Consider the following 26,157-nt stretch of genomic DNA (forward strand, 5'->3'; position numbering starts at 1 on the left):
CTTAAGAAGGTCTAACCATGTCTATAGAAGTTAAAGTACCTAATTTGCCTGAGTCGGTTGCTGATGCAACTATTGCTACCTGGCATAAGAAAGTGGGCGATAAAGTAAGCCGAGATGAAAATCTTCTTGATTTAGAAACTGACAAAGTTGTCTTGGAAGTTCCTGCTCCGGCAGATGGCGTAATTAAAGAAATTCTCTTTAAAGAAGGAGATACTGTTACTTCAGGTGAATTATTAGCACGTATTGAAGAAGGTGAGAGTGTTAAGAATGCTCAAGCTGCACCAAAGAAATCGGATGAAAGTGTTAGTGTTAAATCTGCTGAGGCTGAAAGCAGTACAAGTGAAAAAGTAGCGGGTCCAGCTGTGCGTCGTTTGTTAACTGAAAATAATTTGCAGGCATCTGAAGTTCCTAGCTTAAGTAAAGATGGGCGGTTAACTAAAGAAGATGTTGAGGCATTTATTACCGCAAATCGAGGAAAATCGCAAGCGGCAACGCCCGAGGTAAAAACAGAAGCACAGCCAAGCATAAATACTCAGTCTGTATCTTCAGGCGCTCGTGAAGAACGTCGTGTTCCAATGACTAGGTTACGAGCTAAGATTGCAGAGCGCTTAGTTCAGGCGCAACATAATGCTGCCATGTTAACGACCTTTAATGAAGTTAATTTAAAAGCTGTGATGGATTTGCGAGCTCAGTATAAAGATTCTTTTGAGAAAAAGCATGGCGTTCGCTTAGGCTTTATGTCTTTCTTCACTAAGGCTGTTGTTGAAGCACTAAAGCGTTTTCCAGCCGTCAATGCTTCTATTGATGGTCATGATATCATTTATCATGGCTATTACGATATTGGTGTTGCGGTATCAACAGAAAGAGGTCTAGTTGTTCCTGTTATTAGAAATGCTGATCAATTATCAATGGCGGAAATTGAAAAAGAGATCCTTGATACAGCAACCCGCGCTCGTCAAGGTAAATTAGGCATGGAAGAAATGCAAGGTGGCACTTTTACTATTACTAATGGCGGTGTATTTGGTTCCTTATTAGCAACCCCGATTATTAATCCACCCCAAACAGGTATCTTAGGTATGCATAAAATTGAAGATAGACCTATCGTTGAAAAAGGTGAGATTGTTATTCGGCCAATGATGTATATTGCTCTGTCTTATGATCATCGTTTAATTGATGGTAGAGAGTCTGTTCAATTTCTTGTAAATGTAAAAGAATTATTAGAAGATCCTGCTCGTTTATTACTTAATGTTTAGTAAGATCTCGTTTTTCTGCCTATGCTTACTGCAGCATAGGCGCATCTCTTGCCTGATAAGTATCCACTCAAAGTAGACTATGTCCGTAGCTGCAAAACCATGTTAAAATTCTGCCACTTTTAATTTAAAGATGTTAGAAAGAGTGGGATAGTAAGAATGAATTTACATGAATATCAAGCTAAGCAATTATTTGCCAGTTATGGCTTACCTACACCTAAAGGGCATGTTGCTTATAATGTTGAAGATGCAATCCAAGCTGCATCACTACTTTCTACACCGAAATGGGTAGCTAAAGCGCAAGTACATGCAGGTGGGCGAGGTAAAGCGGGTGGAGTAAAATTGGTCGTTAATAAAGATGAATTAGCCACTTATGTTAAATCATTATTAGGTACTCGTTTAGTAACTTACCAAACAGATGCCAAAGGTCAACCCATTCATGCAGTTTTAATTGAGGAAACATGTGATATAGGCCGTGAGCTATACTTAGGCGCTGTCGTTGATCGAGCAAGTCAACGTGTGGTTATTATGGCTTCAACGGAAGGTGGTGTAGAAATTGAAAAAGTCGCTCATGAAACACCTGAAAAAATTTTCAAGATTATTGTTGATCCTCTCGTAGGTGTTATGCCTTATCAATGTCGTGATTTAGGATTCAAACTTGATTTAGATAACAATCAAATTAAACAATTTACTCAATTAATGATAGGACTTGGTAAGATGTTTGTTGAATGTGATCTAAGTTTACTTGAAATTAATCCACTTGTGGTCACTAAGACAGGTGAGATAATTTGCTTAGATGGTAAAGTCAATGTTGATAGCAATGCTTTATATCGGCAACCTAAATTAAAAAATATGCGTGATCCATCACAAGAAGATGAACGTGAAAATAGGGCAACCGATTGGGAGCTAAATTATATTCCACTCGATGGCGAAATTGGTTGTATGGTCAATGGCGCAGGGCTAGCCATGGCTACTATGGATGTCATTAAGTTACATGGTGGTGAGCCAGCTAATTTCTTAGATGTTGGCGGTGGCGCGACGAAAGAACGGGTCACTGAAGCATTTAAGATCATTTTATCTGACGAGAAGGTAAAAGGAATATTGGTTAATATTTTTGGTGGTATCGTCCGCTGTGATCTAATTGCTGATGGAATACTTGCTGCAGTTAAAGAAGTCGATGTAAAAATTCCAGTGGTTGTTCGCCTTGAAGGAAATAACGCCACACTTGGAGCAGAAATTTTAAATAAGAGTGACTTAAATGTCATTGCTGCTAATAGTTTAACTGACGCAGCGAAGAAAATTGTAGCGGCAGTTGCTAAGTAACATAAGTTCGACATAAAAGGGACGAAGTCTCTTTTGTGTCGCTAAACGAATGTTATCCCGTAAAATGCGTAGCATTTGTGCGGGATCAAGAATAAGCAAGTGTTTTTAGGCAAGGTTTAAAAACCTATTAAATAATTTGAGGCAAGCAATGAGTGTATTAGTAAATAAAGATACAAAAGTAATTTGTCAGGGCTTTACAGGCAAACAAGGTACATTCCACTCTGAACAAGCAATAGAGTATGGTACAAGAATGGTGGGTGGTGTAACGCCGGGCAAAGGTGGGCAGCAGCATCTTGGCCTACCCGTTTTTAATACAGTCCAAGAAGCTGTAGAAGAAACAGGCGCAGATGCATCGGTTATCTATGTTCCTGCTGCTTTCTGTAAGGATTCTATTTTAGAAGCTGCCGATGCAGGTATTAAATTAATTGTTTGCATCACCGAAGGTGTTCCTGTTTTAGATATGTTACAAGTTAAAGTTTATCTAGAAAATAATACAGATTCTCGCTTAATAGGCCCAAACTGCCCAGGTATCATAACCCCAGGTGAATGTAAGATAGGAATTATGCCCGGCTCAATTCATCTACCCGGTAAAGTTGGTATTGTTTCCCGCTCAGGCACATTGACTTATGAAGCTGTTAAACAAACCACAGACAAGGGTTTTGGCCAAAGTACATGTATTGGCATTGGCGGTGATCCTATTCCTGGCACAAGTTTTATTGATGCCCTAGCGTTGTTTGAGCAAGACCCTCAGACAGAAGCAATTGTTATGGTGGGTGAAATCGGCGGCTCTGCTGAAGAAGAGGCGGCAGAGTTCATTAAATCTAATGTCACAAAACCTGTTGTTTCTTATATTGCTGGTGTCACAGCGCCTCCGGGCAAGCGTATGGGCCATGCTGGCGCTATCATTTCTGGCGGTAAAGGAACTGCTGCTGAAAAATTTGCCGCCCTTGAGGCAGCTGGCGTTGTTACAGTACGATCGCCTGCTGACTTAGGTGACGCAATTGGTGAAGCAGCTGGCTGGAAGTAACCGTTTAGCCTTATTCGCCGAACCGCCGTATTTGGCGCATCTTGCGAGAAAAATCGGCAAAAAACTGCTCACATAGACAGCTATGCTGTGCTTTTTTTGCCAATTTTTCTCGCAACCTACTCTCAAATCCGACGGTTCACCAAATTTTAGTATTTCCCCCTGAACACTTACTTTAATCTTTTTTTAATTGCTTTTTGCGTAATAAGTCATCAAATAACTTTTTTTGTTCGTCAGATAATTCACTTCGACGTAGTTGCATCATTTCTTCAATTGGCCCTTGAACACAATCAGGCGTTAATCTATCAATAATTAATGTACCGTTAAGATGATCGATTTCATGTTGTAATACTCGTGCATAAAAGCCTTCTTCAATAGTTTCATGCTGGGCTCCAGTTTCATCAAAATAAGTTAATTTAATTGCCTTATAGCGCGGCACCTTCCCAGACTTACTAGCAACAGAATAACATGCTTCAAAGTCAGCAAATTTTTCATTATCCTTAAGGGGTGTATAAGCGGGATTAAATAATACATGTAAAGGGTAGGGCTTTACTTCATTACGTAATAAGGCTGCATTTGGAGGAATATAGATAGCAATGATGCGCTTTGAATGGTTTATTTGGGGAGCAGCTAAACCTAAACCTTCCAAAGCAAGCAATTTCTCTTTCATGGTATTAACCAATTCTAAAACTTCCGCTGTAAGCGGAAAATGTACAGGCTCAGCAGGGCTAGTTAACATTTTTTTATTGGTTCCCTGTTCAATGGTAATAATATCACTGGAAAAAGTCGACGTTGCCATAAATAATCCTAATAGTATTAAAAAAATGGAAAAATATATTTTAGTGCTCATTTTTATTCAAAAACAGAGTAATTTCTTATTGAGAAATTAAGTTGCCAAAGGTGGAACAGGGATACCTTCTGTAAGTTCTATGTCGCTTGGCGTTTCTTGTGCGCCAGAGTTAAAGTTAAACGGTAAATTATAGCGGTGTTGTTCGCGCGCTGACTCGGTAAAAAAGCCATAACGCGGCATATGTTTAGGTTTATCAGACACAGCGTCATTAATTTGTTCAAAGCATTTTAAAGACGTCGGTTTATAAAGATGCAACGCTTGTAGCAGCGAGAGAAAACAATTAACAAGCCAGTTAAAACTAATACGGTCAAATCTTCTGTAAGTTAGCATAGATGCTTTAAAAACGCCGGTATCAACATGTTTTTGAATTCTCATAAAGCGCTCTTCTACACTTTCATCTGACCGTATTTTCTGTGCAAGATCATGTAGAATATTAATTTGTTCTTTTTTAACGGTTATGGTTTTTTTATCTTCAAAAATAGACATTCCTCGCTCATAAGCATCGCTTGACTTTCTTAAATAAAGTTGAAAATCGGTAATGGCTGTTAAAACATAATCTAATCTTGCATATTTATCTAAATTCTCAGCTTTAAATTTTTGGGCGCGCTCAAGTAACTTGACTTTAATTGCAAGTTTAATATCTGTTTCGTTATAAACTTGTTTAATAAGCGCTGCTTGAAATTCTTTATTTAATAAGTCTTTTTTTAACGCATTATTATATTCGCCATTTAAATTAATTAAGTCTGTTTGTTGATTAATAATAATTTCTACTCTTTTCTTAATTTCCCTTTGAATATAATCTTGCTTAACTTTTTCATTTATCTTGGCTTGGTCAGCTGCTAACTTTTCTATATACTCTTCTTTCTTCTGGGCTGTTTCCGCAGTGGCCTTATAAGTAGAATAAATACCTTTATAATAACTAAAAACTGTTTTCATTATAGGTAGCTGTTTAACCATTACTTGCCAGAGACTGTCTGAATTAAGTTGCAGAATCTCAATATCAGTAAGTGATGACGAAAGATTATAGGCAAGTTGCTTTTGAGTCGTTAAATTTTTTGTTATTGCTCTATAATGATCAATAATTTGTTGCTTTAATTTTATAACTTGCTGGGCCTGTATATTTTCGTTATTTGGATTATTAGATATATTTCCTTGTTCACTCACACGCTGATCATGCAAAGCGTTCTCATCACTTAAAGTATTATAGGTATTAATTAACTTAATTAACTTAGCAAGGCGGCTTATATCAATGCAATCTTTGAGCTTATCTAAAAGGAGCTGATTATCCTTTAAAGTATTAGAATTGCTTTGCTCTTTAAGAAAGCGCTTAATGGCAAGGCTACCTGCTAAAATTTTATCTTTTGTAAAAGTAATTATATGTGGATGACTAGGCGGGATAGGGCCCGTAGTAAAATTATTATAGGCGTTTATAGACTGACATAGATCATTTAGGACGGCATAATTATTGTTGAAATCCTTCTCAGTAATTTTGCTATGTGCGTCAGTACCTACTTTTTTGCAAGCTTCTTTACGTTTTATAAAAGGCGTTACATCAGTAATTAGGTCAAAATAGTTATCTGACGTAAAGCCTAAAGGTTCAACAAGTCCTCTATAAAATTCATCTAATATTTCTTTCATGGGACCTGATAATAAGCCCGGTTTTAAACCTAGCCTATCTTCCCACTTATCTGTCTCAATAAGTATATTCGTGAAGTGAACAGTATTTATTTCTCTTATATTATCTACTACCGAGTGATGTGTCGTAGTAGTAAATTCAGCTAATTTTTGCTTTAACTCTTTAAACAACCCATACATGGTAGGCGTTTCTAACAAAAGTTTAAAATAAGAGTTAGATTTAGCAATAATACGCTCAATTTTAAGAGTAATTTCTTTAGTATGATTTTGAGTTTCTTTTAATTCTTCGGGAGAAATATTTTGCTGTTTAGAAAGTGCCTTGATATGCGCTGGTATAAGCATAAATGCTTGTAATGTATACCAAATGGAATTTTGTTTTATCTGACCTTTAACATCAGTGACGGATTCCGGATCAACACTATAAGCTTCAGTCTGAGTAAGAAATTCCTGCTGTATTTTACTTGCTTTTTCTAGAATATCTTGAGCAAGTAACCTTAAGTAAGGATCTTCATAAAGTCCCTTAGCTGCTTTATAAATTTCGTCAATATGATTATAAGCTTCAACTAAATGTTTAACATAGATACTTTGATAGCTTTTGTTATTTAACGCTTCAAGTTGTAAACAAATCTGCTCTAAATGATATAAACTGTTATATATTTGCTTAATACTTAGTGCTTGTTTACTTTGGGCCCATAATCCATCTTGAGTTTCTAGCTCTGGAAAAGGAATTCCAGATTTTGCAGTTTTAAGCTCTGTGCGTAGCGGGTCAGTAAATAATTCAGTTAAGTTAAAAATTGCCTGCCTAAATTCAGAGACAGCCTTAGAGTAATTAGTATGTTTAATTAAATAGTGCGCCCTATTACCATAAGTATAATTAGGATGTAATACTTTTCTCTTTGTTTCTACTTTAAATTTCTTACTAGAAAGCTCTTGATAAACCTTAATTCGTTTTGTACAAAATGCAATGGCAGCATTCAGCTTACTATTAAATAAATGATTAAGATAAAGGAAATTTTCTTTATTAACTCCTACCTTGGCTTTAGACGTTTTGCCTGCGGCACTAGTTAGATTTGAGTTAATTAACCTATCAAAATGACGTATATTAAATATCTTGTCCGTTAAAAATATTCTTAAAAGATAAGGTTGAAATTCTGCATACCAACGGCTAAGTTCTTTTTTATTTTCTTTATCAATTAAACTTTTGCCATCATTTAAAGCATTTAAAAATAGATCAAACTTTTCTTTAGCAGTAATGATTTTTGCTCTTTCTGTTTGATAATATTGTAATAAATCTAATGTCTGCTCAACTGTAAGTTCATCATGTTTTGTAATAACTGTTGCATTGCCTTCGGCCTGTAAGCCTAAGTCAATTTCTGAATTAGCCTCTAAATTAATCGCTGCTATTTCATTAAAGTTTAATAATTGTAATACAGGCTGCCTTTTTTTATTATTTTTTGTATTTAAGATTGTTTGAGAAGCTGGCTGGCTCGCTGTAGCTGTTTCCACAGGAGGCGCTCTTAATGGTGGCTCTGATTCTGATAAGAATATAACAGGTTTTGCAGAATTAATGTCCTTATCTGATAACTCAGTAGGATAAAGGGCTAAGTCAGCACGTACTTGAATACTACTTATTAAACGCTTATTAAATTCGATGTGAAATTTATAAGTAGCGATATCACTTTTTAGTGAATCGCAAAGTTTAGGTTTTAAATTGATAATTTTTTCTAAATGATCAGTGGTATGGCCCCGAAGCTGAAAATATATATTGCGTAATTGATCATAACGGCTTCCTGAAATAGTTTGTAGGCCACGTAAAATTTCATTATGTAAGTCTACATCAATTTTTTCAAAGTAAGGCTGAATATAAACATAATACTCGCTTAATTCCTTTTTAATCTCGTCAGGTAAATCAATCATTCGCCTAAATCCCTTATGGTTTTCTAGGATAGTAAAAAAGGCGTTCAATGCAACTTGGATTTCTTGGGTTTTAAATAATTGTTTCTCAGCAGAATTAATTCTTTGTTGGACTTTATCAATACGAAGATTAATAAATTTCTGATCTTCTAAAGTTAATAATTCTTTACCTTTAGTTGAAAAATCAACCGGCTTAGATGCATATTGAATTATTTTCTGATAAAAAGGTATAACAACCTGCATAAGTGGTGTTGATAATGCACCTGGTGTAAGCAGTGCTTCATCTTCAACTTTATCGACTAGCGCAAACAGTTCAACTAATAGATTATATTTTAAAGTGCTTAAATTATCGCGGATAACATCTTGAGTTGCTTCACTCATATGACCCATTTGTTCAAGCGTTGATAAGGCCAGCGTCGTAACATGCTGAATAATATGTAGATAACTAATTCCTTTAAAAGTAAACAGAAATGTATTACTTTGGGTATCATTAATAGCTTGTAATAACTTGATTGCATTATCTTCTAATTCATTAATTTTTTTCTTATCTAAAGTTGGCTCTAAGTCTGTAATTTGATTAGTGTATTTATGGATATATTCAGTAAGCTGCTGAATATATCTAGGAAGGACCGCGCTAAATTGAGCTAAAAAATTGTAATCTATATTACCTGTAGAGGGTTGCATTTGATCGACTGCAATACCAGCAATATTGCCAGCAGTATAGCTAATAGGGTAAGTTTCTACGATTTCAGCAATTTTTGTTGAGGCTTTATCACCATAATCTGTGGCATATTTTTGCACTTGGGCCAGTAACTTTAATATGAGTGCTATTTCTTGGCTAAATACCTGCTGAGTCTGTAAATCAAGATGAGTTAAAAGGTAACACGCCATATAGCCATGCTCTATCGTATGGTAATAAAGTGTACCAGTATCCGTTACTCGATTTTTACCATCGCGGAGATTAACGCTTTCTAAATCCTGAAAAGCTAGTTCTGCATGATAAAGTGCATTAATAACTTCTTTAAATTGCACGACTTGCCTTGGCTGGGAAGCAAAATCGGTAAAAGGGATAGGCGGATCATTTTCTTTATACTGATGGCCAGAGTGCTTAGTAATAGTAGATAATTGTGCAAGTGTTAAAGAATGAATAATTTCTTTATTAGCCTGGTTAGTTGCTTCTACAGAATCTAATTCAAAATTAGCTTTTAATGCTTCATAATCTTTCGGCGCGATAGATATTTCTTTTATTGATGGTGAAAGTTCGCGGTTAAAATAGTAAAGTTTGTTATCAGCAGTAAAAATATAAGCTTTATGAGTATATTGATCAAAATCGGTAACTTTAGGAATTGCGGGCATAAAAAATAAACGACAATGAGCGATATGCTCATGACCAGAATATTTACTAATTAAATCCAGCTGTTCCTGTGATAAAGCATTTGTAACTATTTTAGCTGTTTGTTCTTCGTTTAAAGATTTAATAGGTAATGTGTCTTTCAACGCATTATAATTTTCGCTTGAAATGGGAATTTCAATAAGAGGTTCTTGCTGCTCTCTATTAAAATAATAGAGTTTATTATCGTTAGTGAGAATATACGCTACGTTAATTTGGGGATTAATGCTTTCCTTTGTAGGAGTAGAAGGCATTAGCATTAAGCGACAACCAGTTATATCACTAAAAAATCCTTGTGCTTGACTAGCAAAGTGCTCACTTTCTAGAAAATCTATAATTTTTTCTCGTATAGTACGAAGAATAATAGAAATCTGGTGTTTTTTAAAAGATTCAATTATCTGTATATAGTACTCTAGCATTAGATAACCTAAATTTTGTTATTGGTATAAATCCCTAATCTAAAGTCTCCGTTAACTGTATAACTGTTAAGTTAAATCCTATCATCTAGTTTTAGAATGTACTCTTTATAAGAATTCCTATAGCCATTTAAGTTAATTTAATCTACTTTACCGGCACATAATTTAAGCTGATTTAATAAAATATTTTCATTTACTAAACGCATATAAAAGAAGCAAATTGTTAATTCGGGACAGTTTAATCGATTCTTAGAATAGGCACAAGACAATTTTTGCACAACTATTGGATGTAGTTATATCTTTTTGTTTATTTTTAAATCTTATAAATAGAAAATCCGATTTCAATTTGCTTGGTTATCTTTAAGTTTTCCCTTTATACTACAAGTAACGTTTTTCTAATTTGTGCAGAAAAAATGAATAATTGGCCAACTATAGCAGATATTCGTAGAGAGTATGGCAATTTAAGCTTAAATGAAAATAGCATTGCACAAAATCCCTTTGATTTATTTGTACATTGGTTTAATGAGATTCTTAAAGTTGAGAAAAGTGATCCTACTGCTATGGTTTTATCTACAGTAGATGAAAAGGGGCATCCTGACTCACGAGTTGTTCTATTAAAAGGATGCGAAAATGAAACATTTATTTTTTACACAAATTATCAAAGTAATAAAGCTCGCCAGCTAGAGCAAATGCCTTATGCTGCACTTAATTTTTACTGGCCGCAGATGGCGCGACAAGTTCGGATACGAGGTAAGGTAAAAAAAACCACGCCTCAGCAATCAGATGCTTATTTCGCCACCCGTCCGCTAGAGAGTAAATTAAGCGCTGTTGTTTCATCACAAAGTTATCCTGTTAAAAATAGACAAGAATTAGAAGAGAACTATAGGCGTTTAGAAATAGATTTTAAACATAGTCATATGATAAAACGACCAGATTATTGGGGAGGCTACTGTTTAATTCCTGACGAAATAGAATTTTGGCAAGGACGTGATAAAAGGTTGCATGATCGTCTACAATATTATAAAAAAAATGATCAATGGCTTTATCAGCGTTTAGCGCCCTAAAGTATTAGATTTAGCATAATTGTCAAAAAATTGTAAAATTACTAGTCGTGTGAATTCTTGAAATGGAATAGGCGTAAAATAGAACCTAGAAGTAAGTAGTAAAGTAAATAATTAAGCTTTAGCTTTAAATTTAGGCACTAATTACTTAGAGAATTGAACGCTTAAGAGGATATCGACATGGAAAATTTAAATTCTTTGCTACCATATATAAAGTTGCGTTTTAATATTGACCATCCAGATTTAGAAGAATGTTATGCTTACGGATATGAATGTGCTAAAGCTGAAATTCCTGAAGAAGAGAATCCATTTTCAGTCGGTACAGTTGAATATGAGCAATGGCAAGAGGGTTGGTGGGCTGGATTCTATGGTGAGGAGCCGCTCTTTAGTTTTGGCGAAAGCAATATTAAAGAGGAAAATAAAGGGGAATCCATTGCAGTAGGACGTGCAGCTAATGATCAAACTTATCATCCCTTATATACCGGTTTTATAACAAGTCTACTTAGATTAAGTGGCGCCTTAGCAGCAACAGCCGTAGTCGGCTATCAAGTCCTTGATTTAGTTGCTTAATATGAGTAATTATTTTATTGCTGCGCTTTCTGCGCAGCAGACTTAAATTGTTCTATTTAAATATTTTTAAAACCATGCTTCGCATTCTTGCAATCTCAGCAGGATTAAATTCCTTATAAATAGTGCTGCCAACATTTAAACAAACAGTTACATGTTCGCCTATTCCTTTTAATAGATCAACGCCTGAAAGCCTAAGTATACTAACTGCATGACTTATATCTTTTGCCCATGCGTCAAAATGATGCATTTCAGTAAAGACAGGTAAAAAATAATGATTCTTCTCTTCAAGATAGAGCACTTCTGGCTTATCTGGCGCTGAATTTTTATCAATAGGTATAATAAAGTTAGCTTTAATAAATTCAAGATAAGCTTTATTGGCCTCATGTGGGCTGCCAGATAAGGCCAGCGCTTGCTTAATCGCTTCTTCTAAAGGATTCATTTATAATAGGCTCATTAATTATAAAATTGGCATTTTAACGACTAAAAGCTCAATTAAAAATAATTATCTCATAAACATTAAAGTATTAACTAAAGCCGGATTACTATATTTGTATACTTCAGAATGATTATTTTATTAAATAAATAAATTAAATTAGATTAATAAGTTGTAATATATCTTTGTACTTATATGGTTGAATAGGTTGAAATATGCCTTGCTCGCAGTATAATGTAGCACTAACATTGCAGTTTTTTTGATCAGTATGTTATTTTAAAAAGTATTTCAACGTTGGAAGTAGGCATATGTTTGTTAAGTAACCGAAAAGGAGTTTTCCTCTAAGCAAGAGTAATACCGTTTAATTACTAACCAAAATACCTTTATGAACTTAAGATATTAGAGCTTTCTAATATGATAACTTGATAATTATTAATATAGTGAAATTATGAATAGGATAGCAGTGTCTCTAGATACAAAAACAAACCGTATAGGCCAATTGGGCTTTGCCTGGATTGTTTGGGGTTTGGCAGCCGCCTTTTATTTTTCTGATTATCTTGCCCGCGTAGCGCCAGGTGTAATGCATCGAAGTTTACAAATTGACTTTGGTATCAATGAAGTCGGTTTTGGTATTTTAACTGCATCCTTTTATGTTCCCTATATTATTATGCAAATTCCCGTAGGGTTGACAGTAGACAGATTAAGTATTCGAGGCATACTAACTGTTATGTCATTAATTACGGCTCTAGGTTGTGGCGTTTTTGGTTTAGCTGATGGGCTATTAATGGCGTCTGTTGGTCGGATGTTAATTGGCTTTAGTGCAGCATTCGCTTTCATTAGCGCATTGCGTCTAGCAACTTCATGGTTTCCTCCAGCTATGTTAGGTTTACTTGCAGGATTAACACAAGCATTAGGCATGCTTGGAGCTGCTGCAGGTGAAGCGCCAGTTTCTTTCTTGGTTGCCAACGTAGGTTGGCGTCATAGTATGCTAATTATTGCATTTTTGTTTATTGCTCTGGCGGGGCTATTGTATCAATTCGTACAAGACAAACCTGGTACAAAAAGAAGAGAAATTAAGCAAGAGCAACGTTTAAGTATTTTAGACAGTTTACGAATTATTTTGTCTCATCGTCAGACTTGGTTAAATGCGCTTTATGCAGGTTTCTTATTTGGGCCAACTGCTGTTATAGGTGAGTCTATAGGGCCTGCTTATCTCCAATTTGGACGGGGCTTAGAGGCGCATTCTGCGGCGTTTGCAACAGGGTTAATTTTTATTGGTTGGGGTATTAGTGGACCTATTTCTGGTTGGTTGTCTGACAGAATAGGACGCCGCAAACCCTTAATGATTATTTCAGCTCTATTTGGTGTGGTTTTAACAACTTTATTCGTTTTTTACCCACATATTAATACACCGATGGCTTATATTTTATTTTTTGCTTTCGGATTAACAAATACTGGCGTTGCTATTGCTTATGCGGTTTCTACAGAATTACATGACCGCAAGGTAGTTGGGACTTCAATTGCTTTTACTAACATGATTTCTATTTTTGTTGGCGCTTTGATGCAACCTTTAGTAGGATGGCTAGTAGATTTAGTTTCTGGCGCAAGAGGATATAATGTAGAGAAATTACTCCTTTCTGATTTTCAGGCAGGATTACAAATTCTACCTCTGTGTTCACTGATTGCTTTAGTTTTAGCGTTTACTGTAAAAGAAACCTATTGTAAGCCAGTTTATAAAGCACAATAAGATTAGTCTTATAGTTAATTTGGATTTAAATTAGGTAAACTGTAACTTGTACTTAAATAGTGTTAGTTTTTACAGAAGTATCTACTTTTTATTTTTTCCTAAAATGATTTATTAGCCTACTTCCGATTATTAGGACAAATCCTACAAGGATATGGCTAGCCAGATAGCATAACTTTTCTCTATAATCTCTCTATAATCATTAATTAATCTTATTATAATTTTTAAAGCTTATATGCCTATCTCTGTTCAAAAAATTACCTCGCCAGCTGAGTTAAAGAAATGTTTAGCTATCCGAAAAAAAGTATTTGTTGAAGGCCAAAAAGTACCGTTGGCCGAAGAACTTGACGGAAAAGATAATAAAAGTACGCACTACCTTTTAACGATAGATCAGATTCCGGTAGGCGTTGCGAGGGTTCGCTATTTAAACAATACTGCCAAAATTGAGCGAGTTGCAATCTTACCAGATTATCAAGGTCAAGGATTAGGCAACCAACTTATGCAGGTTATTATTGCCGAGCTCAAACAAGATAAAAAAATTACTACCGCTAAATTGGGCGCTCAAAGCCATGCTGTTTCATTTTATGAAAAGCTTGGTTTCAAAGTGTATGGTAATGAATATATGGATGCAGGTATACCACATAAAGATATGGTGCTTAACTTAGTTTAAAATATAAACAGGCTTATGTAATATTCTCAGTTACCGCTGATTCACGAACTTTATATTGTAAATATAAAAGAATAAAACCGATCAGAGGAATAAAAATATCTGACCAAAAAATTATCCCAGCATTTCCAGGAGCAAAGTTACGAGTAGTAATCATATTATAGATATGCACACTTGCTGCTCCCCATAAAAATACAGCTGGTGCAATAACAGTAGCGGCTCGAAATCCTAAATGAGACCAGAAACTTAAAATACCTATAACAGCAAAGCCTAAACTTGCAAAGCCTACTTCATTTTGAAATGGGCTATTCTCCCAGCCAATAAATCGTGCTACCATTTCACCAAAGAATACGTGCATTACAAAATTATATAGGAAGCTAAAGCCAATATTAAAAAGTAAAAAATGAGAAAAAATTATCTTGATAACTCGGGCTTTGTTGAGTTGCCCTCGTTTCATGAATAACGAAACCAGAGCAAAAATTAAACTTAAAATAAAAAGGGTTAAAGTGAAATTAGTTAATAAGTAGGTAATTATTTCTTGCATATTATTCCTTTCATGAGCTTTAAATTAATTTAATATATAAATGTAACAAAATTTAGACAGTATACTGAAATTCCTTAATCATAACCAAGCTACTATCTTTTTAATAATATTGATAATCGATAGTAGAATTTAACCAGGCATAACCTTATTCAATTAAATTACCTATAGATGTTAGACTGCTCAATTTTATTTTAGTAGTTTAATAATAAGTTTTATTAAAACATATAAAATATTCTTATTTTATAGCTTGCCTAAATTATATTAATCTTGGTAAGTTTAACAATTACAATCGCTTAGTTAAGCAAGTTATAGAAATAATTAGTGGGTTTTAAGTTAATAACAACTCATGCTTTAATTAGCATGATATTTCTTGTTACACTCATTTAGATAAACTGCTAAAAGTAAGAATTCAACCCGGAGATAAGAATGAGAAAATTAGTGGTATTAGTGGTTGTTCTAGCGATACTAGTCCTTGGCGGCTATTATGCTATGGGCGCTGTTACAGAAAGGACTATAAAGCGTAATATTGCAACCGTTAATAGAACTAATGGCATCAACGCTCAGATCGTAAAATATCACCGTGGATGGTTTACTTCCAATGCGCTTTTAAATTGGCAGATTACGGTTCCTGCGCGTCAAATAAAAGATGCTAATGGTCAAATACAAACAATTCCTGCACAAAATCTTACACTTAATATGCCTTTAAAGATTTATCATGGGCCTATTATTTTTGCCAATAAAACAGTGAAATTTGGTATGGGTTACGGTAGTACAGATATTTTATTACCTGTGGAATATCAGCAGCAATTTAATAACTACTTTATGAATGGCTCTACTCAGCCTAAATTGAACTTAAGCTTATTTGTGACTTATTTAAATAATAGTCAGCTTGAAATGGCCGTTCCTAGCTTTAAATTAATTACTCGCCAAGATCAAACTGAGTTCGACTGGATGGGGATGAATGGTACGGTTAATATTACATCTAATGCAGATAAGATAAATGGTGATTTTAATATTAATGGAATGCAGGTTAAAAAAGGTGATAAGGCTGCTGTTTTAAGTGAAGTGACCAGCGAATATAATTTACATAATACTGAAGCGGGTCTCTATTTAGGCACCGCCAGTATAACGGTACCTTCTTTTGTCATAAATGACAGAGGACAGCGCTTATTTGAACTAAGTGATTTTGACATGCATACAAGCAGTGATATTGAAGATGGACTGTTTAACTCTCACTTCAAATCATCTATCGATAGAATTGTTGCTAATGGTAAGAAATTTGGCCCTGGTAATTTAGAAATGGCTATTCGCAATCTTGATGCTAATGCATTAGGACGGATCAATCAGCAAGCTAAACATATTCAGCAAAGCTCTACTGATTTAGAAAAGCAGCAAGCTGTCTTTGCTATATTACCCGAAATACCAAAGCTATTAAGCCGAGGAGCCGAATTCGAAATTTCAGAGTTAAATTTTGTCATGCCTGAAGGTACTATAGAAGGAAACGTCCAAATTTCTTTACCTCAAGGGCAACATAATAATCCTGTAGAACTAATGCAGAAAGTCCAAGGTAAAGGCAGATTAAAAGTGCCAGCGGAAATAGTTAGAAGGGTTCTGACTGAAGCAAATCGTCAAAAGCTAGTAGCTCAGCAAAATGCGGCAACACAGCAAAATGCAAATTCTACAACAACCAATGTTACTACAACGACAGAACAGCCTGTAGGCAATAATACACAAATGCAGCCAACGACAAATACTACAAATCAATCTATTCAGCAAGCTACTTCAACTACACAGACTGTACCGCAGGTTGATATAGCCCAACAATCAGCTACTATGACTAATGCTCAGTTAGCTTCATTAGTTCAGTCAGGTGTGTTGACTGTGAGTGGAAATTATTATGTTATAGAAGTAGCTTTACAGCAGGGACAGCTACAGGTAAATGGTAAACCATTTAATTCTGCAATGCTTAAATTTTAAATTATAACACCAGCCTTATTGAAATTGGACAAACTGGCTAGTTATTTGAATTAATTGAACTTAAACAAATACTTGCCTTTTACTTGTCAGGAATTGTCCAATTCGATAAGATGCTGCATTTTAAGGAGGAGTTAATAAGAATGACAACAATCAGTAATGAAGTCGGAGATAATACTGCATCATCATCATTAGCAGCTAGTGTAACTCAGTCTGTGCAGAAATATTTCGCCGAGCTGAAGGGAACTGATCCTGTTGATCTTTATCAGTTTGTTTTAGAAGAGATTGAAACCCCATTATTTCGCGCTGTTATGGAGCATTGTAAATATAATCAATCTCGTGCAGCTGTTATGCTTGGCATAAGTCGTGGTACTTTAAGGACAAAACTACGACGTTATTTTGATGATAAATATGTTGGAACGCGTGATTAACTTTATCGGTCAGTTCGCATTGCAGGAGTGTTGTTAATACTCAACTTCGCTCCTTGCCCAATTTATCTTATAGCGACCTAGATTCAACAGCTTCTTAAGTAATGTTCATTCGACACAAAAGAGCCTTTGTCTCTTTTGTGTCGGTAAATCAGTATTATCCTAATAAAATGAGAGTAGCATTTATAGGAGAGCCAGAGTAAATAAACTTAATTATATAAAAGAGGTAAAGACTCGGTATAGGGAAATGATAGTTTTCGTAAAATTAGTATTATTTCTGCGGAATCTAAATCAAAAATAGGTTAATTTACCCGCTAATTATAATCAGCGGGTAAATTAAATAAATTTGAGGCTAAAAGAAATTATTCAGCGAACATAGAACTTACAGATTCCTCAACATTTACTCGCTTAATTGCTTGGGCTAGCATTTCTGCTAAGCTAACCACTCGAATTTTGCGGCATTGTTTTGCTTGATCTGATAAAGGAATTGTATCTGTAACAACAACCTCATCTAATTCGGAATGAATAATATTATTTAAGGCGGGCCCAGAAAGAACAGGGTGTGTAATATAAGCGCGAACGCTCATTGCGCCATGACGTTTAAGTTGCTGGGCAGCAGAGCATAAGGTTCCCGCTGTGTCAACAATATCATCAATAACGATACAATTTCTGCCAGCTGGTTCACCAATGATATGCATAACTTCAGATTTGTTTGGCCCGGTGCGACGCTTATCAATAATAGAAAGTTCAGCATCGTTTAAACGTTTAGCCATTGCCCGCGCTCGTACAACACCGCCTACATCAGGTGAAACAACCATAAGTTGAGATAAATTTTGTTGTTTAATATCTTCAAGTAAAATTGGAGTAGAGTAAACATTATCGACAGGCATATAAAAAAAGCCCTGAATTTGATCAGCATGTAAATCTACCGTTAATACTCGACAAATTCCAACAGTAGCCATCATATCAGCAACCACTTTTGCTGTAATAGGCACACGCGCTGAACGGACTCTTCTATCTTGCCTGGCATAGCCAAAATAGGGAACTACAGCTGTGATTCTCCCAGCCGAAGAACGCCTTAAGGCGTCTGACATCGTTAATAGTTCCATTAGGTTATCATTAGCAGGAGCACAGGTTGACTGCACGACAAATACATCCTTGCCACGTACATTTTCTAATATTTCAACCATAGTTTCGCCATCACTAAATTTGCCAACTAAAGCTTGGCCAAGTGGCACTTGTAAATGGCTTGCTATTTTAAAAGCAAGATCCGGATTAGCATTGCCAGTAAAGATCATCATTGTAGACATGTGTGAAGCCTTTGATTCAGTTAATCAGTCACTTAAACACATAGCAGAAGACAGCCAAAAAGATATAATTATTATTTGAGCGATTGAGCAACGCATCCTTTCCAGATATCTTCTGCCGTCTGTTTACTTGAACCGACATGTTGCGCCTTCAATTGTACTTTTTCTTTGTTGAAGCTAATAAACCTATCCATAACTATTTTTAAACATTATGAAATTTATTATCCGTATTCGCTAACCTAAATTTTTTACATTTAGTCCTTCAACAAGAAGTGGCTGGGGTGCTAGGATTCGAACCTAGGTATGCAGGGATCAAAACCCTGTGCCTTACCGCTTGGCTACACCCCAAAAGCTGTAGATTCCATCTCTTCCATGAATATATTACACCAACGCTGCAATACGGTGGGTATTTTGCAGAGAAATTGGTTTAATGTCAACGCTAAGTTTTGAAAATAATCTAATAAATAGTCTGTTTGATATAAATGTATAGAATTGATGAAAGTTCAAGTGGTAACCATGTCAATTTACTATTTAGAAAATACTAAAATGTATACTTAGCCTACCGCGGTTTAACCACGGTAAGCTAAGAATTTACTCACACGCAACGTATTAAATACTCCAGCGATTAATAACTAATTTAATAAAAACACCATTCCCTTGTAAACGTATGTGAGACGGTAATACCGCTTTACCAACGCTTCGATACCCTAAGTATTGAATTGTATAACCACCTTGACGAAGAAGCATTAAACGATTACCTGCATCGCGTTTTGCTGATTGTACTGCACCAGGAGCAGGCAAACCACGTACCCAATAGTATAAATTATTTACAGGTAAGCGAATACCTGTTTGCTGTAGTAGTAGCTGCTCAGCATTTGAAGAAGTTGCTTTTTTTGGCCCATCTTGTAAAACTATTACTCCACCACGTTTAGCAATCATGATGGTACCACTGCCAAGAGGGCCAAAGAGGCGAATTTGATAGCTACCAGGGCCTCGTTGATACCAATTAATAGAGGCTGTTGCAGATTTTCTTGCACTCCTTACTGCTAAGGCGCCAGATAAATTCCATGAAGAAGGTGCACCTTTTGAAACTTGAGTAATTTGTTTACCTGTTATTTGAGTTTTGTCCGCTTTAGGATTTGTTTCAACTAATCTATCAGTTGCTAAATTTTTGTCATTAATCCTATTTTTATTTTGCGCTAGATTAGTGCTTGTATCTTGTGAATCCAATGCAAACTTAGATTGTTGCCTACCATTTTTAATAATGGTTCTTTCATTCTGAGGAGTAGGCATACTATATTGAGGTGGCATAAATTCAGAATTCATAGGTGGTCTAGTAGAAACACAAGCTGTTAAGAAAGATAATGTAAAGAGACTGACATATTTAAGTTGTTTCATAGTTATTCCTTTATTGTTATTCCTTTATTCTTTATTAATCCATTAATCATCACAATTAGGTAATATCGGTTAGCAAACTATATTTGATATTAATAGACTAATTTCTTTTACTTTGCACTAATTTAAATAGGAGTAATTTTTGTCATTTGTTTAATCTATACCTCTTGCCATTGAAGGTACTGGATTTTTACTTTTTCTTTTTGCTTCTAAGCAATTTTAAAAAACTTACAATAGAATGACTATTATGCGCTTTTTAAAATCGCTTAGAAACAAAAATTAAATCGTAAAAAAACCAGTCTCTTCAAAGGCAAGAGGTATAAACTAGAAAGACACTTAAACACTACTTATTCCTCAAAATTATTTTTATATAAATTTTTTTATTAGAATTTCTAAATCGATAGGATAATAGTCTTTTTCAAAACAATACGTTAGACTGCTGTTATTTATTTATAATTAATACTTAATTCATGAAACAGCGCGCTATCTATCCTGGAACTTTTGATCCTATCACCAATGGACATATTGATATTATAAAAAGAGCGGCCCAAATTTTTCCAGAAATTATAGTTGGTGTTGCAAGTAATGAGGCTAAAAACCCTTTTTTTCCAATAGAGACTCGCATTAACTTAACTAAGCAAGCTCTACAAGAAATACCAGGCGTTAAAGTAATTGGTTTTGATACATTATTAATTGATTTTGTAAAGGAACAACAAGGAAATATTATTCTGCGTGGATTAAGGGCGGTAAATGATTTTGAGTATGAATTTCAACTTGCTGGCATGAATCGTAAGCTAAATGCAGATATTGAAACTGTATTTTTAACACCTTCCGAGGATTTAATGTTTATTTCATCAACTTTGGTAAGGGAGATAGCAAGATTAAAGGGAGACGTATCTCAATTTGTACCATCAAATGTTGTAGAAGCTTTTAATGAAAAAATTAAGCAAGGGACATGAATAAACCACAATTTTTGCTATGTTTTGCTATAGGGATTAGTAGTATTCATTTAGGGCAAGCAAGTGATTTAATTTTTGAAACGCCCCCAGGTTATGCTGTAGCAAGTGCTCATCCATTAGCGACGAATGCAGGCTTACAAATTCTTTCCGCCGGCGGTAATGCATTTGATGCGGCAGTTGCTGTGAGCGCCACATTGGCAGTAGTAGAACCTTACCATTCTGGCTTGGGTGGAGGTGGCTTTTGGTTACTGTATGACGCCAAAACTAAAAAGAATATTATGATTGATGGCCGTGAAGTAGCTCCTTTAGCGGCACATAAAGATATGTTTTTAGATAAAAATGGTGAAATTATACCAGGATTATCACTTAATGGTGGTTTAGCTGCTGCTATTCCTGGCGAGCCTGCCGCGCTTGTCTACATTGCAAAGCATTATGGCCGCCTACCATTAAGTCAATCTTTAGCGCCAGCCATTCGCCTTGCAGAGCAAGGGTTTGCAGTAGACGCGCAATTAAATTATTTTTCGCAAATGAGTGATAGGATGCAGGTGATGCTACGCTTTCCAGCAACGGCAGCCATATTTTTACATAATAACCGTCCTTACAAAATTGGCGAAATTCTCAAGCAGCCAGATTTAGCTAGGACACTAAAGATATTAGCTGAAAAAGGGCATGCTGGCTTTTATTATGGAGACATTGCTGAAAAGCTTGTTGCTGGTATACGTGCTGCTGGTGGTATTTGGACATTAGATGATCTTGCTAATTATCAGATTAAGTTAAGAGAGCCACTTCAAGGTGCTTACCATAATATGCTTATTATTACAGCTCCGCCACCTTCAGCCGGTGGTGTAATATTACTTACAATGTTAAATATCCTTGAGGGTTTGCCATTACAATCATTTAATAAAGCTCAATTCGTTCATTATCTAATAGAAACTATGCGGCTTGCTTACTGGCAAAGTAATCAGACCATTGCTGATCCAGATTTTACTCAATTTAATTTAGATAAATTATTATCATCTAAAAATGCTAAACAATTACGGGCCTTAATTCCTACTGATAAAGCTTTACCCAGTTCAAAACTTGGTTTAAATCAAAATGTAAATAATAATCATGATAATACAACTCATGTTAGTATTATTGATGCCGAAGGAAACCGTGTTTCAGCGACCTTAACCATAAACTATATTTTTGGCTCAAGTGTTACTGCTGCAGGTACAGGCGTCTTATTAAATGATGAAATGGATGATTTTGCAGCTAAAGAAGGGGTTAGAAATCAATTCGGTTTAGTAGGTCATGCAGTAAATAGTATTGTGCCAGGCAAACGGCCTATGTCTAGTATGTCACCCACATTTTTAGAGATGCCTGGCCGTACAGCTATTTTAGGAACGCCAGGTGGTAGCCGTATACCAACCATGGTTTTACTTAGTACGCTATCATTTTTTAATTATAAAGGTGCTATCAGCATGGTTTCTGGCATGCGTTTTCATCACCAATATTTGCCAGACTGGTTACAATTTGAACCTGAAACTTTTTCACCTGCTTTGCAGGCGCAACTTAAAGCAATGGGTTATCAGTTAATGGCTTTAAGGCAAAATTATGGTGATATGCAGGCAATAAGCTGGGATAAAAAGATGAATTTACTTACTGCTGCCTCTGATCCTCGAGGCATAGGTTTATCAGTTTCTGTTAATAAAGACCATGGCGGTTATGGCTTAATATATTAAGGGTATAGGATGTTAGTTAGTCAATTTATGAAGGCCCCTCTACTAATTCCTTAATTGCTTGATGAACCTTGTTTATTAGTTCATCTTTATTTTCTAAAGAGTATTGCGCTGCATCAATAGGTTTACCAATATGAATTTCCGCCTTTTGGTTTAAGTTAAATCGCATGGTTTTTGGGGGTAAAATATTGTAAGCTCCACGAATACCAATAGGAATAATCGTTGCTTTTGCCTCAATTGCCGTAATAAATGAGCCTTTTTTGAAGGGGGCTAATTTACCTGTCTTAGAGCGAGTGCCTTCTGGGGCAATCCAAATAATAATACCACTCTCCATTAATTGACGTGCAAATGCTAAATCTTTAATTGCCTGATGTCTATTCTTGCGATCAATAAACGGGAACTCTGCTGCTGACATGCCTTTACCCATAATAGGGATTTTAGATAGCTCTTTCTTAGCTAACATGCGAATGGAGTGGTTAGGGAATGCTTTAAAACTAATCGGAATGTCATAAAGGCTAGTATGATTGCACATAATAATAGTTGCTTTTCCAGATTCTGGCTCTACATTATATGGGTTAAATACTTCAAGTTTAACGCCCACTAAATCAAGTAATTTAGTTGACCATTTAATAATAGTCGCATCAACCCAAGGTCGATTAATGGTGCCAAAAAGTCGCTTAAAGACGGCTTGGCCACAAATCTTTGCTGTGTATAGCGCCGAGTGCAGAGCGATCCATTGAGTATGAAGTTTACTTATTCTCATATGTATTACTTATAATTTTATTTAACCCAAGTTGCTAGCAGCAAATATCTTCATCTTGCTAAAAGCTAGCTTATTATTTACTTTCAATCTAAATTTAATGCATTTATAGAATAACCTTCATAAAAAATACATAAGCAGGCCATCTGACCCGTCAGTAGCTGATAATAATGCATGTGTCATGTCTTGCAAAATTAATTCTGTTTTAATGGCTGACATTTAGGACAATAAGTTGACGTACGACCGGCAATTTTTAAGCCTTCAATTATAGTGCTACATTCAAAACAGGCTTGCCCTTTACGACCATATACCTTTAATTGGTTAATAAAATACCCTGGATTTCCTAGAGAGTAAAAATCACGCAAAGTAGTACCGCCATAACAAATGGCTTGTTGTAATACTCTTTTAATAGAGTTAACTAATTTCGTTAATTGCTCGATTGTTAGCATGCCCGCCGGCTTAGATGGATGAATACCTGTTAAAAAAAGGCTTTCTGTGGCGTAAATATTGCCAATGCCAACTACAATTTGATTGTCCATTAAAAAAGACTTAATACTTTGTTTTTTTCCTTGAGAATTTTTAAATAAGTAATTTGCATTAAAGTCATCTGTTAAAGGCTCAGGACCTAAATGGCTTAATAGCTTATGGCCAGCTGGATCTTCGGTTAAGTAGAGCCAAAGACCAAAGCGCCGTGGATCATAATAGCGTATGACCACCCCATTTTTAAGGGTAAGCTCAATGTGATCATGTTTATCAGGTAGTGTTGAGGCGGTAACTAAGCGTAGATGGCCTGACATACCTAAATGAATAAGTATATATCCTTTGGAAAGAATAAGAATTAAATATTTAGCTCGCCGATGTACAGCCTCTATTTTTTGACCTGGACAAACTTTCTGTAACTCAGTAGATACAGGTAGCCGTAGCTGTGAATTTCTAATTGCAACTTGTTTAATAATTTGATTAATCAAATAAGGACTAATAGCTAAGCGAGTTGTCTCAACTTCAGGTAATTCAGGCATTATTTCTGGTCATTATGTTCTATAATCCGTCCCTCTGATTTGGCCAGAACCTTTTTAGGGAAAAGAAAATTCTTAATTACAGAGACAAGCCAAAGAATACCACCAATCAAGATTCCCCACATTAAAACGTAAGAAAACATGATAAGTAACCCGAGTAACATAGCAATAGCTATGCCAATAATTAAAAAGGGAATGAGCGTTTGAAAAAGGTAATTTAATCTTTTATTCATAGGATATCCAGTAATAAATATGATTCTGTGTTACTATTATAATAGTAATCATTTGAAATTAACGCTTACTGTATAAAAAATTCTAAATATTAAAGTTTAGCAGTAGTTGCTTCTATTTGTATCTAACAGCATAATACTGAAACTATTTGGCATCAAATCTTTGCGAGGAGCAGTTTATGATGTTTGGATTATTAAATCTTTCTTTTTGGGGCTATGTTATAGCCACACTAATATTAACTCAAATTACAATTGCTGGAGTTACCCTCTATCTTCACCGTTGTCAGACACATAGAGCAATAACTTTGCATCCTATTGTGAGTCATTTCTTTCGTTTTTGGCTATGGTTAACTACAGGTATGATTACAGCGGAATGGGTAGCTATTCACCGTAAACATCATGCGACTACCGATATAGAGGGCGATCCACACAGTCCTAAGGTTTTAGGCATAAAAAAGGTCTTTTGGGAAGGCGCAGAACTTTATAGAAATGCTGCAAAAGACAAAGCTATGATTGCGAAATATTCGCATGGTACGCCGAATGACTGGATAGAGCGTAATCTTTATAGTCGTTTTTCCTCCAAAGGTATTTTGTTGATGTTTATCATTAACATACTACTCTTTGGGATTCCCGGTATTACTATTTGGGCTCTCCAAATGCTTTGGATTCCGGTTCATGCTGCTGGCGTTGTTAATGGTATAGGTCATCATTGGGGTTATCGGAATTTTGAATGTCCTGATGCAGCGACCAATATTTTCCCCTGGGGTTTTTGGATAGGGGGCGAAGAGCTGCATAATAATCATCATACTTTTGCCTCATCTGCTAAGTTCTCAGTAAAATGGTGGGAATTTGATTTAGGATGGATGTATATTCGCTGCTTATCCTGGTTAGGATTAGCCAAAGTTAAAAAATTACCACCAAAACTAGCGACTGATGAAGGCAAGCTTCACGTCGATTTAGACACAGTTAGGGCTGTAATTAGCAATCGCTTTCAAATTATGTCGTTCTATTATAAGCGAGTCGTTCTCCCAACACTAAAAATGGAAAAGCGTTTAGTTAAAGATGATAAAGCGAAGAGAAAGCTATTTCAGCGGGCTGGTCGATTATTGCGCTTACAAGATAGTTTAATGTCCCCTCGTGCTAAAGCTAAACTTCAGGCTTTATTAGCGCAGCGCGAACGTTTACAAGTTGTTTATTCTTATCGTCAATCCCTACAAAATATTTGGCTAAAAACAGCTACTTCACAAAAGGAATTGGTAGAAGCGCTACAACACTGGTGCAAGCAAGCTGAAGAGTCTGGTTTAGAAGTCTTACATCAATTCGCTCAGCAAATTAAAAATTTTGTACCAAAACAAATTAAGATTTGAGGGTTTATAGTTTTGAGGAGTTAACTTAAAAGTTAACTCCTATTGTTAATTTATGTTAATTATTGCCTAATCTATTGAATTTAAAACGCTTATTCACTTAATTTTGGTATACAAGAAGTGATTCCCTTTTATATCGAGCTTATGTAATTAGTGCTTTTTAATAAAGAAAATAGCTCTAA

The 26,157-nt window shown here is 35.4% G+C and carries 21 protein-coding genes and 1 tRNA gene; 12 read left to right on the forward strand and 10 right to left on the reverse strand.

Going from position 1 to position 26,157, the window contains the following annotated elements:
- Positions 1–17: 17 nt before the first annotated feature.
- From odhB to sucD, 3 genes are all read left to right on the forward strand, one after another.
- Entirely contained in the window at positions 18–1,253 is a 1,236-nt protein-coding gene (gene odhB, locus ACQUW5_RS05105; protein ID WP_444990134.1) for a 2-oxoglutarate dehydrogenase complex dihydrolipoyllysine-residue succinyltransferase, read from the forward strand.
- 156 nt (positions 1,254–1,409) lie between these two features.
- Positions 1,410–2,573 (forward strand): ADP-forming succinate--CoA ligase subunit beta, encoded by a 1,164-nt coding sequence (gene sucC, locus ACQUW5_RS05110; RefSeq protein WP_444990135.1) that lies wholly within the window; start codon positions 1,410–1,412, stop codon positions 2,571–2,573.
- A gap of 148 nt (positions 2,574–2,721) precedes the next feature.
- Positions 2,722–3,600, forward strand: coding sequence for a succinate--CoA ligase subunit alpha (gene sucD / locus ACQUW5_RS05115; RefSeq protein ID WP_444990136.1), 879 nt, complete (start codon positions 2,722–2,724; stop codon positions 3,598–3,600).
- Between the two features lie 172 nt (positions 3,601–3,772).
- On the opposite strand, the gene ACQUW5_RS05120 is transcribed toward sucD, so the two are convergent.
- The gene (locus ACQUW5_RS05120) at positions 3,773–4,396 is read right to left on the reverse strand and encodes a peptide deformylase (RefSeq protein ID WP_444990137.1); all 624 of its coding nucleotides are present in this window, start codon (positions 4,394–4,396) and stop codon (positions 3,773–3,775) included.
- Between the two features lie 87 nt (positions 4,397–4,483).
- Positions 4,484–9,805 carry a hypothetical protein gene (locus ACQUW5_RS05125; RefSeq protein WP_444990138.1) on the reverse strand — a complete coding sequence of 1,774 codons (5,322 nt, stop codon included), beginning with the start codon at positions 9,803–9,805 and terminating at the stop codon, positions 4,484–4,486.
- 410 nt (positions 9,806–10,215) lie between these two features.
- On the opposite strand from ACQUW5_RS05125, the gene pdxH reads away from it, so the two are divergent.
- Positions 10,216–10,866 (forward strand): pyridoxamine 5'-phosphate oxidase, encoded by a 651-nt coding sequence (gene pdxH / locus ACQUW5_RS05130; protein WP_444990139.1) that lies wholly within the window; start codon positions 10,216–10,218, stop codon positions 10,864–10,866.
- 177 nt (positions 10,867–11,043) lie between these two features.
- Entirely contained in the window at positions 11,044–11,433 is a 390-nt protein-coding gene (locus ACQUW5_RS05135; RefSeq protein WP_444990140.1) for a transmission trait enhancer LetE, read from the forward strand.
- Between the two features lie 52 nt (positions 11,434–11,485).
- Here the strand turns inward: ACQUW5_RS05135 and ACQUW5_RS05140 are convergent, their stop codons facing one another.
- Positions 11,486–11,872 carry an SseB family protein gene (locus tag ACQUW5_RS05140; RefSeq protein ID WP_444990141.1) on the reverse strand — a complete coding sequence of 129 codons (387 nt, stop codon included), beginning with the start codon at positions 11,870–11,872 and terminating at the stop codon, positions 11,486–11,488.
- Between the two features lie 442 nt (positions 11,873–12,314).
- Here ACQUW5_RS05140 and ACQUW5_RS05145 point away from each other — a divergent pair, with 442 nt between their 5' ends.
- On the forward strand, positions 12,315–13,613 hold the full coding sequence (locus ACQUW5_RS05145; RefSeq protein ID WP_444990142.1) for an MFS transporter: 1,299 nt from the start codon (positions 12,315–12,317) through the stop codon (positions 13,611–13,613).
- Positions 13,614–13,845: 232 nt separating this feature from the next.
- Positions 13,846–14,280: a GNAT family N-acetyltransferase gene (locus ACQUW5_RS05150; RefSeq protein ID WP_444990143.1), complete on the forward strand. Its 435-nt coding sequence runs from the start codon at positions 13,846–13,848 to the stop codon at positions 14,278–14,280.
- Between the two features lie 13 nt (positions 14,281–14,293).
- On the opposite strand, the gene ACQUW5_RS05155 is transcribed toward ACQUW5_RS05150, so the two are convergent.
- Positions 14,294–14,821 carry a DUF6790 family protein gene (locus ACQUW5_RS05155; protein WP_444990144.1) on the reverse strand — a complete coding sequence of 176 codons (528 nt, stop codon included), beginning with the start codon at positions 14,819–14,821 and terminating at the stop codon, positions 14,294–14,296.
- A gap of 426 nt (positions 14,822–15,247) precedes the next feature.
- Here ACQUW5_RS05155 and ACQUW5_RS05160 point away from each other — a divergent pair, with 426 nt between their 5' ends.
- Both ACQUW5_RS05160 and ACQUW5_RS05165 read left to right on the forward strand, forming a co-directional pair.
- The gene (locus ACQUW5_RS05160; protein WP_444990145.1) at positions 15,248–16,798 is read left to right on the forward strand and encodes a YdgA family protein; all 1,551 of its coding nucleotides are present in this window, start codon (positions 15,248–15,250) and stop codon (positions 16,796–16,798) included.
- 140 nt (positions 16,799–16,938) lie between these two features.
- On the forward strand, positions 16,939–17,226 hold the full coding sequence (locus ACQUW5_RS05165; RefSeq protein ID WP_115332234.1) for a helix-turn-helix domain-containing protein: 288 nt from the start codon (positions 16,939–16,941) through the stop codon (positions 17,224–17,226).
- Positions 17,227–17,585: 359 nt separating this feature from the next.
- On the opposite strand, the gene ACQUW5_RS05170 is transcribed toward ACQUW5_RS05165, so the two are convergent.
- From ACQUW5_RS05170 to lolB, 3 genes are all read right to left on the reverse strand, one after another.
- Positions 17,586–18,533, reverse strand: coding sequence for a ribose-phosphate pyrophosphokinase (locus tag ACQUW5_RS05170; RefSeq protein ID WP_444990146.1), 948 nt, complete (start codon positions 18,531–18,533; stop codon positions 17,586–17,588).
- A 270-nt stretch (positions 18,534–18,803) separates the two neighbouring features.
- Positions 18,804–18,878: transfer RNA gene (locus ACQUW5_RS05175), tRNA-Gln, on the reverse strand.
- 261 nt (positions 18,879–19,139) lie between these two features.
- Positions 19,140–19,928 carry a lipoprotein insertase outer membrane protein LolB gene (gene lolB, locus ACQUW5_RS05180; RefSeq protein WP_444990147.1) on the reverse strand — a complete coding sequence of 263 codons (789 nt, stop codon included), beginning with the start codon at positions 19,926–19,928 and terminating at the stop codon, positions 19,140–19,142.
- 467 nt (positions 19,929–20,395) lie between these two features.
- Between lolB and coaD the strand changes: the two genes are divergently transcribed.
- Both coaD and ggt read left to right on the forward strand, forming a co-directional pair.
- On the forward strand, positions 20,396–20,884 hold the full coding sequence (coaD, locus tag ACQUW5_RS05185; RefSeq protein WP_444990148.1) for a pantetheine-phosphate adenylyltransferase: 489 nt from the start codon (positions 20,396–20,398) through the stop codon (positions 20,882–20,884).
- Positions 20,881–22,608 carry a gamma-glutamyltransferase gene (gene ggt / locus ACQUW5_RS05190; RefSeq protein ID WP_444990149.1) on the forward strand — a complete coding sequence of 576 codons (1,728 nt, stop codon included), beginning with the start codon at positions 20,881–20,883 and terminating at the stop codon, positions 22,606–22,608. The genes coaD and ggt overlap by 4 nt, the downstream gene beginning before the upstream one ends.
- Positions 22,609–22,633: 25 nt before the next feature.
- On the opposite strand, the gene ACQUW5_RS05195 is transcribed toward ggt, so the two are convergent.
- From ACQUW5_RS05195 to ACQUW5_RS05205, 3 genes are all read right to left on the reverse strand, one after another.
- Positions 22,634–23,368 (reverse strand): lysophospholipid acyltransferase family protein, encoded by a 735-nt coding sequence (locus ACQUW5_RS05195; protein WP_444990150.1) that lies wholly within the window; start codon positions 23,366–23,368, stop codon positions 22,634–22,636.
- A gap of 191 nt (positions 23,369–23,559) precedes the next feature.
- Positions 23,560–24,384 carry a bifunctional DNA-formamidopyrimidine glycosylase/DNA-(apurinic or apyrimidinic site) lyase gene (gene mutM, locus ACQUW5_RS05200; protein ID WP_444990151.1) on the reverse strand — a complete coding sequence of 275 codons (825 nt, stop codon included), beginning with the start codon at positions 24,382–24,384 and terminating at the stop codon, positions 23,560–23,562.
- Positions 24,384–24,614, reverse strand: a complete 231-nt coding sequence (locus ACQUW5_RS05205; protein ID WP_444990152.1) for a hypothetical protein — start codon at positions 24,612–24,614, stop codon at positions 24,384–24,386. Before ACQUW5_RS05205 ends, mutM begins: the two co-directional genes overlap by 1 nt.
- 176 nt (positions 24,615–24,790) lie before the next feature.
- Between ACQUW5_RS05205 and ACQUW5_RS05210 the strand changes: the two genes are divergently transcribed.
- A complete protein-coding gene (locus ACQUW5_RS05210; protein ID WP_444990153.1) occupies positions 24,791–25,978 on the forward strand; it encodes a DesA family fatty acid desaturase in 1,188 nt (395 codons plus the stop codon).
- Positions 25,979–26,157: the final 179 nt, after the last annotated feature.

Source organism: Legionella pelazae (assembly GCF_052527395.1).